Annotated in this window: 9 protein-coding genes; 4 read left to right on the forward strand and 5 right to left on the reverse strand. The window is 68.3% G+C overall.

Features of this window, described 5'->3' with window-relative positions:
• Positions 1 to 16 precede the first annotated feature (16 nt).
• Positions 17 to 2,350: a transglycosylase domain-containing protein gene (locus tag C3E87_RS08130; RefSeq protein ID WP_076061479.1), complete on the reverse strand. Its 2,334-nt coding sequence runs from the start codon at positions 2,348 to 2,350 to the stop codon at positions 17 to 19.
• Positions 2,351 to 2,534: 184 nt separating this feature from the next.
• Entirely contained in the window at positions 2,535 to 3,410 is an 876-nt protein-coding gene (locus C3E87_RS08135; protein ID WP_076061593.1) for a mechanosensitive ion channel family protein, read from the reverse strand.
• Between the two features lie 75 nt (positions 3,411 to 3,485).
• Between C3E87_RS08135 and C3E87_RS08140 the strand changes: the two genes are divergently transcribed.
• The 3 genes from C3E87_RS08140 (at position 3,486) to C3E87_RS08150 (ending at position 7,207) form a co-directional block, all read left to right on the forward strand.
• Positions 3,486 to 4,895, forward strand: a complete 1,410-nt coding sequence (locus C3E87_RS08140) for a CCA tRNA nucleotidyltransferase (protein ID WP_143570951.1) — start codon at positions 3,486 to 3,488, stop codon at positions 4,893 to 4,895.
• A gap of 179 nt (positions 4,896 to 5,074) precedes the next feature.
• On the forward strand, positions 5,075 to 6,523 hold the full coding sequence (locus tag C3E87_RS08145) for an HNH endonuclease signature motif containing protein (RefSeq protein WP_076061481.1): 1,449 nt from the start codon (positions 5,075 to 5,077) through the stop codon (positions 6,521 to 6,523).
• 24 nt (positions 6,524 to 6,547) lie between these two features.
• The gene (locus C3E87_RS08150) at positions 6,548 to 7,207 is read left to right on the forward strand and encodes a (4Fe-4S)-binding protein (protein WP_076061483.1); all 660 of its coding nucleotides are present in this window, start codon (positions 6,548 to 6,550) and stop codon (positions 7,205 to 7,207) included.
• A 120-nt stretch (positions 7,208 to 7,327) separates the two neighbouring features.
• Here the strand turns inward: C3E87_RS08150 and C3E87_RS08155 are convergent, their stop codons facing one another.
• From C3E87_RS08155 to C3E87_RS08165, 3 genes are all read right to left on the reverse strand, one after another.
• Entirely contained in the window at positions 7,328 to 10,651 is a 3,324-nt protein-coding gene (locus C3E87_RS08155) for a beta-N-acetylglucosaminidase domain-containing protein (protein WP_076061485.1), read from the reverse strand.
• A gap of 191 nt (positions 10,652 to 10,842) precedes the next feature.
• Positions 10,843 to 12,129 (reverse strand): citrate synthase, encoded by a 1,287-nt coding sequence (locus C3E87_RS08160; RefSeq protein ID WP_076061487.1) that lies wholly within the window; start codon positions 12,127 to 12,129, stop codon positions 10,843 to 10,845.
• A 181-nt stretch (positions 12,130 to 12,310) separates the two neighbouring features.
• Positions 12,311 to 12,553: a DUF6458 family protein gene (locus C3E87_RS08165; RefSeq protein WP_076061489.1), complete on the reverse strand. Its 243-nt coding sequence runs from the start codon at positions 12,551 to 12,553 to the stop codon at positions 12,311 to 12,313.
• 175 nt (positions 12,554 to 12,728) lie between these two features.
• Between C3E87_RS08165 and C3E87_RS08170 the strand changes: the two genes are divergently transcribed.
• On the forward strand, positions 12,729 to 14,081 hold the full coding sequence (locus C3E87_RS08170) for an MFS transporter (RefSeq protein ID WP_076061596.1): 1,353 nt from the start codon (positions 12,729 to 12,731) through the stop codon (positions 14,079 to 14,081).
• Positions 14,082 to 14,095 lie beyond the last annotated feature (14 nt).

The following is a 14,095-nucleotide window of genomic DNA, read 5'->3' on the forward strand; positions in this document are numbered from 1 at the left end:
GTAGCCGCCCCGACGTTTACGGCTCCGTGGTCACCGCGTCCTGCACAGCCGCGGTGACCGTCGGCGACGGCGCCACCGTCGGCTCCGCGGTGGGTTCCGGCGCCACGGTGGGGGCCGGCTGTTCGGTCTCCTCCTTGGTGGGCTTCGGCTTCGGTTTCGGTTTCGGAGCCTGCGTGGTGGCCGGGGGCGTCGTCGCCGGCGCCTCCGTGGTCTCCGCGACGGTGGGCGTGGGCGACGGCGTGGGCTCCACCGTCGGCTCCTCCGAAGGGGTCGGCGACGGCGTGGGGGTGGGGGACGGCGTCGGCGACGGGGTGGGTGACGGCGAGGGCTCCTCGCTGGCCGGCGGCTCGGACTCGTCGGTCGTCTCGCCCTTGTCCGCCTTGATGTCCTTGGGCTCGTCGAACTCCTCCACCGGCATGCCCTCGGTGGCGCGGGCCATGTAGGACACCCAGGTCATGAGCGGATAGCTGGAGCCGAAGAACGTCCGGTCCTGGGGGCGCTTGTAAGGCTCGAGGTCCTCGTTGCCCCCGTCGCCGGCGACGTACATCACCGCCGTCGAGATCTGCTTGGTGTAGCCCACGAACCAGGCCGACGTGATGGCGTCCTCGACGCCGTTGGTGCCGGTCTTGCCGGCCACCGGGCGGCCCAACTCCTGGGCGCGACGACCTGTGCCCTCCTGAACGACGGAGCGCAGGGAGTCCGTCACGTTGGCGGCCACGTTGGCGTCGATGGTCTGTTCGTTGGCGGGTGTGGCCTCGTAGACCACCTGGCCGTCGCGGTCCAGGACCTGCTTCACGATGTGGGTGGCGTTGCGTTGGCCGGAGTTGGCGAGCGTGGCGTAGGAGTTGGCCATGTCGACAGGGCTGACCTCGCCGAAGCCCAGCGCGATGCGGTTGCCGGATTCCTCCCAGGCGGGCCCGGTGGGGGCACCCGCGTCGTTGGCGGCCTTGATCACTTCCTGCTGGCCGTTCTCCATCTGCTCGGTGAGGTCGACGAACGCGGTGTTGATCGAGTCCGCCGTCGCCTTGCGCAGCGTGACCGGGCCGTACTGGTTGCTGAACTCGTTGCGGACGGGCTGGGTGTCGCCGCGGGGGGTGAAGGTGTCGCCCTTGAGGATGGACTGCAGCGAGAACCCGTTGCGCAGGCCCGCGATGGTGGCGAACGGCTTGAACGTCGACGCGGCGGGGCGCTTGGTCAGCGACCAGTTGCGGGAGCTCTTCACGTAGTCGGCGCCGCCGTAGAGCGACAGCACGCCGCCGCTGGCCGTGTCGACGGAGGAGATGGCCACGTGCAGCTTCGACGGGTCAGGCGTGCCCTCCGCGTCGGCCGCGGCCTGAGCGGTGTAGCGCTGGGCCTCCTGGATGGCGGCCTCCTGCATGGGCTTGCTGAGCGTGGTGACGATCTTGAGGCCGCCGCCCTGGATCTCCCCCTCGGAGAAGCCGTTGGCGAGCAGTTCGTCCTCGACCATCTTGATCAGGAAGCCCTTCGGGCCGCCATAGCGGTCGTTGACCGGCACCTCGGGGAACGTGGGCAGCGCGGGGCGCGCCGCGTCGTGCTCGGCCTGCGAGATGGCGCCCATCTCGAGCATGCCGTCCAGCACATACTGGTAGCGACCCAGCAGCCTGTCGAGCTTCTCCTGGCCGCCCGAGGGGTTGAACCCGGCGGGGTTGTTCAGGATGGCCGCGAGGGCGGCGGACTCGCCGACGGTGAGGTCCTTCGAGTCCTTGAGGAAGTAGGACTTCGCGGCGGCCTGGATGCCGTAGGCGCCGCGGCCGAAGTAGATGGTGTTGAGGTAGCCCTCGAGGATCTCCTCCTTGGGCATCTCACGGCCCATCTTGGTGGCCAGGAACAGTTCGCGCACCTTGCGCGACATCGTCCGGCTGGAATCGAGGTAGAGGATCTTGATGTACTGCTGCGTGATGGTGGAGCCGCCCTGCACCTCGCCGCCGCGGGCGATTGACCAGGCGCCGCGCAGCATGCCGGGCACCGAGAATCCCGGGTCCTCCCAGAAGGACCGGTTCTCCGCCGCGATGACGGCGTCCTTCATCAGCTGCGGCATCTCGTCGTACGGGATGGTGACGCGGTTCTGCACCGCGAGCGACCCCAGCTGGTTGGCGCCGTCCTGGTAGTAGAGGAACGTGGTGTTGGTGGTGAAATCCGAGTTCGGGTCCGGCAGGTCCGTGGTGTTGTAGAGGTACGCGAAGCCGCCGATGCCCACCAGGCCACCGATGATGAACAGCACCAGGGCGGTGATGCCGATGCGGCCCCAGATCTTCCGGGCGCGCGATTTCTGCGCACCCTTCTTACCCGCAGCGCGCTTCGCCGCAGCCTTCTTGCCAGTCGTGGCCATGTGTCCCTCTCACCGTTGACAACCACGCCGACCCCGCAGAGCCGACCCTTTCAAGGGTAAGTGTCGCGCTCAAGCAGACCGAATCGGGGCTTTGGGCCGAGCCGTGGGTCGGGCAGAGTGAAGTTGTGCAGCGGAGTCGATGCACAACTCAGATGTGCCTCGGCATGCCTGGGCGGGTGGCCCGTCAGAGCGACGGCGGCTTCATCCCGCCGGGCAGGATCGGGCCGCGGATCCCGGCCTCCGCCAACGCCCGTTGAGCGCGGGCCCGCACGGCGCGCATGGGCGCCCACTGCTGGTTGGGGCCGGTCTTGATCAGCACCTGCACCGTCATGGTGCCGCCCTCCACGGCCCCCACGCCCAGCACCGTCGGCGCCTCCAGCAACTGCTCGGCGAACTCCGGCTCCTCGTCCATCCGTCCGACGGCGGCGCGCAGCAGGTCCTGCACCTTCTCCGGGTCCTCGTCGATGGCCACCGGCACGTCGATGGTGGCGGTGGAGAAGCCCTGCGACACGTTGCCGAGCGTCAGCACCTCGCCGTTGCGCACGTACCAGACGGTGCCCGTCGCGTCCCGCAGCTTCGTCACGCGGAGGGTGACCTCCTGGACGGTGCCGGTGAGTTCGCCGACGCGGATGAGGTCGCCGACGCCGAACTGGTCCTCGGCCAGCATGAACACACCGGAGAGGTAGTCCTTCACCAGCGACTGGGCGCCGAAGCCGAGCGCCACGCCGCCGACGCCGGCCGACGCGATCAGCGGGCCCATCGGCACGCCGAACGTGGCCAGCACGGTGAGGAGGACGACCACCAGCAGCACGATGTCGACGACGTTGCGCAGCAGCGAGCCGAGGGTCTCCACCCGCTGGCGGTGCCTCTCGGCGCTGACGCCGCTGGCGCGGGCGAGGATGCGGCGGGCCCGGGTGCCCAGGTCGTCACCCACGGCACGCTCGCGCGAGGCGAGGCTCTTGACCGTGCGGCCGATGGCGAACATCAGGACGACGCGCAGTATGAGCGCCACCGCGATCACGATGCCGGCCAACAGCAGCTTCTCCCAGAAATCAGGCATGGCCACATTCTGCCCTGCGCGCGAAGGGTAGAATCGACGCCCGTGCCCAGCTTGACCGCCGCCCAGACCAACGCGATGCAGGAACTCCTGCGCATCGCGCCCGTCATCGATGACCTGGGCAGGCTGTTCCGCGACGCCGGCCACGAGTTGTATCTCGTCGGCGGCTCCGTGCGCGACGCGCTGCTCGGCCAACTGGGTCACGACCTCGACTTCACCACCTCCGCCCGCCCGGACCAGACGCACGCGCTGCTGAAGAAGTTCACGCCGTCGACGTGGGACATCGGCCGCGACTTCGGCACCATCGGCGCCCACAAGAAGACTGCCGACAGCGAGTGGCAGATCGAGATCACCACGTTCCGGGCCGACATCTACCGCAGCGAGTCCCGTAAACCCGAGGTGAACTTCGGTCACGACATCGACGGCGACCTCGTGCGCCGCGACTTCACCATCAACGCCATGGCCATCAACGTGGCCACGCGGCAGTTCGTGGACCCGTACGGCGGCCTCGAGGACCTCGCCGACGGCCTGATCCGCACCCCCGGCACGCCCGAGGCGAGCTTCTCCGACGACCCGCTGCGGATGATGCGCGCCGCGCGGTTCGCCGCCCGGCTGGGCTTCACCGTCGCACCCGACGTGGTGCAGGCGATGAAGGACATGGCGGAGCGGATCGGGATCGTCTCACCCGAACGCATCCAGGCCGAGCTGACGGGCCTGCTGCTGACCGACCAGCCCCGCGAGGGCATCGACCTGCTGGTACGCACCGGGGTGGCGGAGATCATCTTGCCGGAGCTGCCCGCGCTGCAGCTCGAGATCGACGAGCACTCCCGGCACAAGGACGTCTACGAGCATTCGCTGACCGTGCTGGACCAGGCGATCGAGCTCGAGAAGGCCCGCGGCCACGAGCCGGACATCGTCAACCGCCTGGCCGCGTTGCTGCACGACATCGGTAAGCCGCCCACCCGCCGCTTCGAGGCGTCGAAGGTGACGTTCCACCACCACGACGTCGTCGGCGCGAAGATGGCCACGAAGCGACTCAAGGCCCTGATGTACCCCAACACGGTGGTGAAGTCCGTGGCCAAGCTGATCGACCTCCACCTCCGCTTCCACGGGTACGCCGACGGTGAGTGGAGCGACTCGGCGGTGCGCCGGTACGTGCGCGACGCGGGCGACGAGCTCGAGCACCTGCACATCCTGACCCGGGCGGACTGCACCACCCGCAACGTGCGCAAGGCCACCAAACTGCGCCGGGCCTACGAGGAGTTGGAGTGGCGCATCGACGAGCTCGCCGAACAGGAGGAGCTCAGCGCGCTGCGTCCCCACCTGGACGGCACGCAGATCATGGAGATCCTGGACATCAAGCCGGGCCGCGAGGTGGGTGCCGCCTACGCGTTCCTGCTCGAACACCGCACGGAGAACGGGCCCATGGACCACGACGACGCCGTCGAGCTGCTGAAAAGCTGGTGGGCCGAGCGCAACGCTGGTTGAGCCCGTCAGCGTGTGACGGGTCCCGGCATGTACCTGGAGCCATCACACCTTGACTCGTGCGACGTGGCGTCCATCGTTGGCGCTCGCTCGTGCGCGCAGCATCCACGGCCCCTCGAGGATTTCCCCCATTGGGCCGTTCCGGCACGGTTTTGTCAGTGCTGTCTATTTTAATAGTGCGTATGGACGACATGCGTGATCTGGGGCAACGGTACATCGCCGCGCTCTGGGACGCCGTGCCCTCGTTCAGCACCGGCCACGACACGGCCGATCGGCTCGCCGGCATGGTGGCCGCGGTAGCCGAGGCCGAAGCCCAGCTGGCCGGTCTGCGGCTGCACCTCATCCACGAGGCCAGGCTCGCCGCCGCCGCACCCGTCATCGACCAGGTCCGCCACTCGGTACGCACCACCACCGGCCAGGCGGTCGCCTCCCTGAAACTCGCCACAGACCTCGCCGAACGGTTCCCGCTGATCGCCGCCGCCCTCCACGACGGCGCCATCTCCCTCGCCCAGGCCGAGGCCATCATCGACGGCCTGCGGAAACTGCCCGGCTCACTCACCCGCACAGACCTGGTGCAATGCCAGGAAACCATCCTCGAACACGCCGACACCCTCGGCCCGGCCGAACTGCGCGCCCTCGCCACCCGCCTCCACGAACTGGCAGACCCCGACGGCGCAGACGCCGCCGCGCAACAACGCCTCGACGCCCACGACCGCGCCGCCATGCGCAACCGGTACCTGCGCCTCACCCCAGACCACCACGGCGGCACGAAAGTCACCGCGCTGCTGCCCACCGCCCACGCCCACCTGCTCGAGGCGCAACTCGACGCCATCGAGCCGCCCCCGTCCTCCTACCGCGAGGCAGGAGAACTGCCCAGCCGGGAGGTCCGCCGCGCCGACGCGCTGATACTGCTGGTCCAGGCAGCCGCCGCCACCGGGCAACTGCCCGCCCACGGCGGGGACAGGCCGCAGGTCACCGTCACCCTGAACTACGACACCCTGCTCACCGGGCTCGGCCACGTCGGCATCGTGGGCGCCGACGACCTCGACGGCCTCTCCGCCGGCGACGCCCGCCGCCTGGCCTGCGACGCCCACCTCATCCCCGCCGTCCTCGGCGGGAACTCCCGCCCCCTCGACGTCGGCCGGAAGCATCGCCTGTTCACCCCCGCCATCCGCACCGCGCTCGTCCTCCGCGACGGCGGCTGCGCGTTCCCCGGCTGCACCGCCCGCCCCGCCACCTGCGAAGCGCACCACATCATCCCCTGGTGGAACGGCGGCCAATCCTCCCTAGTCAACGCAGTCCTGCTCTGTCCACACCACCACCGCCTCGTCGAGCCAGACCCGCAACAATCAGCCGAATCGCAGTGGCAAGTCCACCTCGATCCGCACACCGGGATGCCATGGTTCACCCCACCCCGGCACATCGACCCAGCCCGCACACCACGACAACACCCCCGCCACCTACTACGCGAACTCACCCCGCCACCCAAGGCACCACCCCGCCCTGATGAAGCGCACTCTGACCCGCCGAGCCTGGAAGAGCTCCTCTCGCGCAGCGCAGAGGTATGGCATGCGGCTGGAGGCCGGTTTTCTCCCGGTTCCCTGGACTTATCCGCGCCGGTTGCTGAATGATGGGGCGCGAGATCAGGAGGGCACATGACCAACTGGACCGCCGCCGACTGTGCGCTGAGCGCAGAGGTCGCGGGCTGGGCGCTGGACAGCGCCACGGACGCCATCATCGTGATCGACGAGGACGGCTTGGTCCGCGCCTGGAACCGGGCGTGCGTGGACCTGTTCGGCTGGTCGAAGGAGTACGCGCTGGGGCGTGACGTCGACTTCATGATCCCGCTGAAGCTGCGCGAGGCGCACCACCGGGGTTTCTCGTCCGCGATGCTGCGCGGCGCGCTGGCGTCGGACGGTCAGGCCCGCCGCACCAAGTCGCTGCGGGAGGACGGCGGGAGCGTCTACATCGACATGACGTTCGCTGCGCTGCGCAACGACCACGGCGAGATGGTGGGCGCGGTCGCCGTGGCCAGGCCAGCGTCGGAACGCGACATCCCCACGCACGGCCGCAAGCGCTACAACGGCCCCCTGGTGGACGTGACGTTCGACTCCGCGCTCTGCAACCACAACGGCCAGTGCGTCCGCACCATGCCCGAGGTGTTCAACACGGCCAACCGCCCGTGGATCAACCCGTCCGCCGCCGATGACGCCGAACGTGAAGAGCGCCTCCGCACCACCGTGCGCAACTGCCCCACCGGCGCGCTGCAGTTGCTCGAGGTTGGAGCCCCCGACGAGGACCCCACCGCCGGCTGACTGAAATGCCTCCACAAGTGGGGACCCCGGAGTCCTTCAACTCCGGGGTCCTCATTCAGGTGTCAGAGCGGCTTCGGGGGTCCTTCGTGAGCGGTGCGCCCGTTCCTCGCTTGCCGCTCTTCAGGAACCGGCCGAGTACAACTTCGGGCCGTCGCTGTCGCCCGAGGTCCGCTCAGAGCCGGTACGGAACATCACGATGTTGTTGAAGACCCACTGGTTCGACTGGCTGAAGGCGTAGCCCCCGCCCGGCTTGGCGGTGGCCGCGTACACCGTCGTCCACGTGTAGCTGCGGCACGCGCCGCGGCCCGTGGCCGCGGTGTCGCACTCGGTGCGCCACTGCCGCCCACCCGAGGTGAACACGCCGTCGTCGGTGGCGCCGGCGTCGCCGAGCGGGTTGCCTTCCCACGCCGCCCGCGTCATGTAGGGCAGGTAGGTCAGGTTGTTGAACGCCCAGGCGTTCTCGCGGACGTACTCGCCGCCCCGGACCCGGACGATCGTGGCCCAGATCTCCGTGCGGCACCGCTCGGTCTGCGAGTAGGGCTCGCAGGTGGTCATCCACTGGCGGCCATTGAGCTCGACGATGCCGGGCGCCGTGTACGGCGGCTTCGGCTCGAAGCGCCCCGGGGTGCTCGGCGTGACCGTCGGCTTCGCGCTGGGCGACTTCGACGGGGGCGTCGGGCTGTTGGTCGGCTTCGCAGACGGCTTCGCAGACGGCGACACCGACGGCTTCGCAGACGGCGACGGCGACGGCGACGGGCTCGGGATCACGCCGTCGTACGGCGACACCACCAGCTCCGTCACGCTCATCGGGCCGGCGTCGAACACGATGCGCACCGCGGTCACCTCACCGCCGACGACCCCTTCGAACCAGGGCGCCGTAGCCTCCCCGACAACCTCCCACGCGCCGTCGACCAATGCCTCGACGGTGCCGCCCAGCTCCGCTCCCACCACGCGGATCTGCGCGTTCTGCAGCGGCGCGTCCAGCCCGCGCGACAGGTACTGGCCCGCCTCAGCGGTGCCTTCGAGAGCGGTGGTCAGGTTCGCGTCCACCGCGGCGACGGGGTTGCTGTCCGGCACCGTGCTGGCCAACTCCGCGCTGGGCGGCAGGACGCGGAATTCGCGGATCTTGATCCACTGTCCGCCGGCGTTGGGCGCCGTGGCCCGCACCCGCACGTAGCGGGCCTGCACCGGCTCCTGGAACGACTCCGCCAGCACCACTGCATCTGTGAACTCGCCGGCCGCGGTCCACGCGGCCCCGTCCGTCGAGTACTCCAGCGCGGCGTTGTAGAACATGTCGCCGCGGGAGCCGTCGCTGTCGGCCTGGTGCACGGACACGCCGCCCACCGCCTGCACGGAGCCCAGGTCCACCTGGACCCAGTCGCCGGTCTGCGGCGCCGCGCTCGACCACCAGAACGTGCTCAGGTTGCCGTCGACGATCCGCTCGATGGCGTTGGTCTGGTACTGGCCCAGTCTGGCGGACCGCGTGGGCGTGCCCGGCAACGTCTCCGACGCGTAGGGCTCCGCGCCCAGCCACGTCAGGTAGCGGCCATAGGCCTCCTGGAGGAAGGTGTCGAAGCGGGTGTCGCCCACCTTCGGGATGTACCTGTCAGCCACCGGGGTCAGGCCGTTGAGCCCGTCAACGCGGTAGGTGGTGGTGGCCTTCTTACGCTCGGCCGCCGAGGCGAGGAACGACGCAGCCGCACCCGATCCGTCGTCGGCCGCCAGCTCTTCGAGCCCGACGACGGCCTCACTCAGCGCGGTGGCCCATTCGGCCGCCGCCTGGATCCAGGGCAGCGAGTCGTCGTAGAAGCCGGTCATGGCCATGCCCGCCAGCGACTCCTCCAACCCGGCGATGGTGGCCAGGCGCTCCTTCAACGGCTGCGTGCCGGCCGCGGTGCCCGCGTCGTGCGCGGCCCAGAATGCGGCGATGTCGGCGCCGAGCGCCGGTGCCTGCGGAGACGACGGGCGGTAGGGCCTCCAGTCCTGGTTCAGGTCGACGAAGACCTCGAGCGCCTCGCGGACCGCCGGGTCGTCGCCCGCCAGCTCGTCGAGGATGCGCGTCTGCGTCACGGCCGGGGTGTAGGCGGGCCCGTTCCACGTGTAGTCCGCGTAGCCGGCCAGCGCGATCATCGAGGCGTAGGACTGCACCATCGGGTTGGACGTGAAGCCCTCCAGGTGCTGGTACAGATCCGCGGCGCGGCCGGACAGCGGGTTGAGGAAGAGCCGGTCCGGCTGGCCGTCGTTGACGGGGAAGTTGTCCCAGATGTAGAGGTGTTCGGTGTTGTACGTGGTCTTCGCCCGGGCGGCAGACTCCATGGTGATCTGGTCCGAGAAGACACCCTCACCCGTCCACTGCATGATCAGGGAGTCGTCGGTCTGCGTGCCGAACTCCAGCTTGTAGGCGTCCGGTGCGGAGCCCGCGTAGTTGGTGGGCACCGTCTGGAGCGGCTCCAGGTTGTTGGGCTTGATGAACTCGTTGATGACGCGGTTCAGGTAGTACGCCTGCCCCTCGGCGAGCTTGCGGAAGCCCGGCAGGGTGAAGCGCTGCAGGTCCTTGGCGCACTTGAGGTAGGGGTCGATGTCGTCGAGGGCGATGTAGAACGTCCGCACCCCGATCTGGCGCAGTTGCTCGAACTTGGCGATGGTGGCGTCGAAGTCGCTGTCCAGCGAGTAGCAGATGTCATTGCCCGGCGACAGCGCGAAGACGAACTCCACGTGGTTGTCCCGGCCCCTCTGGACGAGTTCCTCGAGTTGCTCGAGCTCGGGCTGGGGGTACAACGTGCGCCACTGGCTGCGCAGGTAGGCGTCGTCCTTCGGCGTGTAGATGTAGGTGTTCATCTTGTGCTCGCCGTAGAACTCCAGCTGGTCCAGGCGCGCCTGGTGCGACCACGGAATGCCGTAGAAGCCCTCGATGCCACCGCGGATGGACATCAACGGCCAGTCGCGCACCGTGGCCGGGGCCATCGTCGAGCCCTGGAGGAGCTGTTCGAACGTGTCGACGGCGTAGAACAACCCCCGTGCGCTGGCGCCCTCCAGCAGCACGGTGGGCTGCCCTCCGACGGTGCCGTTGGCCACCACGTAGCCCTCGGTGTTGAGGGTGGAGGCGTCCGCGACGCCCAGCTGCGCAGCCACCGCCCGTGTCGTCGGGTCGGTCTCAGCGAAGTGGATGACGGTACCGGCGGCGGGGGCTTCATTGGCCCACGTCACCGTGGCGTCGACGCCGGCGAGCACCTCGATGAGTTCACGCTTCGCGGGCCCGTCCACATCGGCGGGCGCAACGACGGTGACCGCCCCGTCGAGTGCGACGGCCGCGCCTTCGCGGATGATGGACTGCGGCGTGGGGAGCACCAGCGGGTCAGCGGCCATCGCAGGCCCCGAACCGGCTGCGACGACGGAGCTGGCCAACAGTGATGCGGCGGCGGAGAGAGCGAGAATTCTGCGCATGGACGACCTCCTGGGTTGATTCATCCTCACCCTGGAGGAGGAGCATCGTTCGGAGCGGCTGTGCCAATGGGCACCTCGGCTGAGCGTTTACCCGGGGCGTCCCGGGAGGACAGCCGGACGAAGGTCGCGGGGAACAGGAAAAACAAGGGCCCTGGAAGACCAGGGCCCTTGTCAGCTGCGGTTCGGTGGGATCAACGTTCGTTGATCGGCCGGTAATCGCGCTCCTTCTCACCGATGTAGATCTGGCGCGGGCGGCCGATCTTGCGGTGCGGGTCTGCGTGCTGCTCACGCCACTGCGCGATCCAGCCTGGGAGCCGTCCGAGGGCGAACAGAGCGGTGAAGTGCGACGCGGGGAAGCCCATCGCCTCGTAGATCAGGCCCGTGTAGAAGTCGACGTTCGGATACAGCTTGCGTTCGATGAAGTACTCGTCGTTCAGCGCCGTCTCCTCCAGCTCCAGGGCCATGTCGAGGAGGTGGTTGTTCTTGTCAGTGCTGCGCAGGAGCGTGTCGGCGTGGCCCTTGATGATCTTGGCCCGCGGGTCGTAGTGCTTGTACACGCGGTGGCCGAAGCCCATCAGCTTCACGCCGGACTTCTTGTCCTTCACCTGGGACACGAAGTCCTTGATGTTGAGGCCTTCGGCGCTGATCTCGCGCAGCATCTCGAGGACCGCCTGGTTGGCGCCGCCGTGCAGCGGGCCGGACAGGGCCGCCACACCGGAGCTCATGGAGGCGTAGATGTTGGCGTCTGCAGAGCCGACGAGGCGCACCGTCGAGGTGGAGGCGTTCTGCTCGTGGTCTGCGTGGAGGATGAACAGCGTTTCGAAGGCGCGTACGACGTCGGGGTCGATCTCGTACTCCTCCGACGGCGTGCCGAAGGAGAGGCGGAGGTAGTTCTCGACGTAGCCCAGCTTGGTCTGGGGGTACAGGAACGGCGCGCCGATGGACGACTTGTAGGCGTAGGCCGCCAGCGTCGGCATGGAGCCGAGGAGCCTGAGAGACGACTCCTCCACGTGCTCAGGGTTGTGCACGTCGAGGTGTTCCCGGTGGAACGCGCCCAACGCCGTGACACCGGCAGCGAGCACCTGCATGGGGTGGGCGCCGCGCGGGAAGCTGCGGTACAACTCACGGAGTCGCTCGTCGAGGGTCATGCGGCGGGAGATCTTGCCGTAGAACTCGTCGAGTTCTGCCTGGGTGGGCAGTTCGCCGTAGATCAGCAGGTAGGCCACTTCGATGAACGTGGCCTTCTCTGCGAGCTGTTCGATGGGGTAACCGCGGTACTGCAGCACCCCCTTGTCGCCGTCGATGAATGTGATGGCCGAAGTGCACGACGCTGTGTTAACGAAGCCAGGGTCCAGGGTGGTGAGCCCCGTGCTCGACAGCAGTTTGCTGACGTCGAAACCGTTGTTTCCCTGTGTGGCCTCCACGATCGGCAGATCGAGCTCGAGATCCCCGTACTTGAGGACTCCGTTGTCGGTCATGCGTATGCCTTTCCTTCTACTCCCGTGCGACCGTCGTGGGCGCCGGTGTGGGTTCCTATGGCTGCGCCCCCACCTTACAACTTGGATCGAGTGCACAAAATCGATCGTCCAAGTCTGGAGGGGTCCCACCAAGAAGAAGGGTCCGCCCCCGGAGGAGCGGACCCTTTGTGTTGCGTTCTAATCAGAGACCGTCGTGCGATTCAGCGCGGTGCACCGTCTCGCCCGTGTTGGGATCCTGGACCGTGCGGGCTTCGGTGACGCGGGTGCGCTGCGAGGCCAGAAGTGCCCAGATGAGCCCGATGACGCCGGCGGCGATCAGGATGTAGCCGATGATGTCGAGGCTGACGTAAGGCACCTCAGCATCGACGGCCCACACCAGGATGGCGCCGATGGCCATGAGGATGATGCCAGAACCGATTCGCATGGTTCCTCCTTGTTTCAGTTTCGCGTGGACGGCAGCCCACATAATCACCGTAACGTCTTTCCACGGGCAGGTATATGGGGTTTTTCTCATACTTTTGGGTGTGTTGGCAGTCGTTCACCGAAAGTTAAGTCGCGCGCGTTAATGTGCGCTGGTGAGCACATCCGCAGTTCCAGCCATCACGCCGTCGCCCGAGACGACCGGTGCCCTTTCCTCGGCGAAGGCCAGTAAGGGCAAGGTCTTTTCTTGGGCGCTGTGGGATTGGGGAACACAGCCTTTCGCCACGGTCATCACCACGTTCGTCTTCGCGGTGTACCTGACCAGCTCGGCCTTCGGCCCGAAGGACGAGGTCACGATGAAACTGGCGTGGGCCACGGGTATCGCAGGGCTGTTCATCGCCCTGTTGGCCCCGGTGCTCGGCCAGGGATCAGACCGTTCCGGCAAGCGGATGTTCCACCTCAGGTGGCAGACCTGGCTGTTGGCCGCCATCTGCGCCGCGATGTACTTCGTCGCCCCCGCGCCTGAGTACTTCCTGCTGGGCGCCATCCTGCTGGGCGCGGGCAACGTGGTCTCGGAGATCGCCAACGTCAACTACTACGCGGCCATCGACCAGGTGTCGACCCCGCGCAACGTGGGCCGCGTCTCCGGCCTCGGATGGGGCCTCGGCTACCTGGGCGGCATCTCCATCCTGCTGCTCATCATCGCGCTCATGGGCTCCGGCTTCGACGCGGACCAGGTGCGCCTGTCGATGCTGCTGTGTGGTGCCTGGACGCTGGTTTTCTCCATCCCGATCTTCATCGCGATCAAGGACCGTCGGCCGGCGCATCCCGCCCCGTCGCTGGGCATCGTCGGCTCCTACCGGGCCCTCTTCAGCTCCATCAAGCGGCTCGCCCGCACCGCACCCAACACGCTGTTCTTCCTGATCGCCGCGGCACTCTTCCGCGACGGGTTGGCTGGCGTCTTCACCTTCGGTGGCGTGCTTGCGGCCGGCACCTTCGGGTTCGAGTTCAGCGAGGTGGTGATCTTCGGCGTGGCCGCCAATGTCGTGGCCGGCGTTTCGACGATCCTCTTCGGCCTGCTCGACGACCGCCTCGGCCCCAAGAGCGTGATCATCGGCTCGCTCGTCGCGTTGGTGCTGCTCGGCCTCGGCGTGTTCGTGTTCCACGACGGCGGCAAGCCCGTGTTCTGGGGCCTCGGCCTGGCCATGTGCCTGTTCGTGGGCCCGGCGCAGTCCGCCAGCCGTTCCTTCCTCGCCCGCCTCATCCCGAAGGGCATGAGCGGCGAGATGTTCGGCCTCTACGCGACGACGGGCCGGGCCGTGAGCTTCCTGGCCCCGCTCATGTTCGGCCTGGCGATCGCGCTCGGGCTCGCGGTGACGGGCGCCGGCGACGAGGAGTCCGCGCAGCACTGGGGCATCCTCGGCATCGTCCTGGTGCTGCTGATCGGCCTGATCGTGGCGCTGTTCGTGAAGGAGCCGCCGAAGCACACGCTGCCTCCCGAGGACGAGCTCGCCGCCGCCCGCGTGGGCTGACCCCGGACGGGGCC

Origin of the sequence: Tessaracoccus sp. ZS01 (assembly GCF_022342445.1) — a bacterium.
Classification (GTDB): Bacteria; Actinomycetota; Actinomycetes; order Propionibacteriales; family Propionibacteriaceae; genus Arachnia.

Bases quoted from the DNA above. Each gene is read 5' to 3' on its own strand.
- C3E87_RS08165 (WP_076061489.1), bottom strand. From the start codon at position 12,553: ATGCGAATCGGTTCTGGCATCATCCTCATGGCCATCGGCGCCATCCTG.
- C3E87_RS08155 (WP_076061485.1), bottom strand. From the start codon at position 10,651: ATGCGCAGAATTCTCGCTCTCTCCGCCGCCGCATCACTGTTGGCCAGC.
- C3E87_RS08145 (WP_076061481.1), top strand. From the start codon at position 5,075: ATGGACGACATGCGTGATCTGGGGCAACGGTACATCGCCGCGCTCTGG.
- C3E87_RS08150 (WP_076061483.1), top strand. From the start codon at position 6,548: ATGACCAACTGGACCGCCGCCGACTGTGCGCTGAGCGCAGAGGTCGCG.
- C3E87_RS08135 (WP_076061593.1), bottom strand. From the start codon at position 3,410: ATGCCTGATTTCTGGGAGAAGCTGCTGTTGGCCGGCATCGTGATCGCG.
- C3E87_RS08160 (WP_076061487.1), bottom strand. From the start codon at position 12,129: ATGACCGACAACGGAGTCCTCAAGTACGGGGATCTCGAGCTCGATCTG.
- C3E87_RS08130 (WP_076061479.1), bottom strand. From the start codon at position 2,350: ATGGCCACGACTGGCAAGAAGGCTGCGGCGAAGCGCGCTGCGGGTAAG.
- C3E87_RS08140 (WP_143570951.1), top strand. From the start codon at position 3,486: ATGCAGGAACTCCTGCGCATCGCGCCCGTCATCGATGACCTGGGCAGG.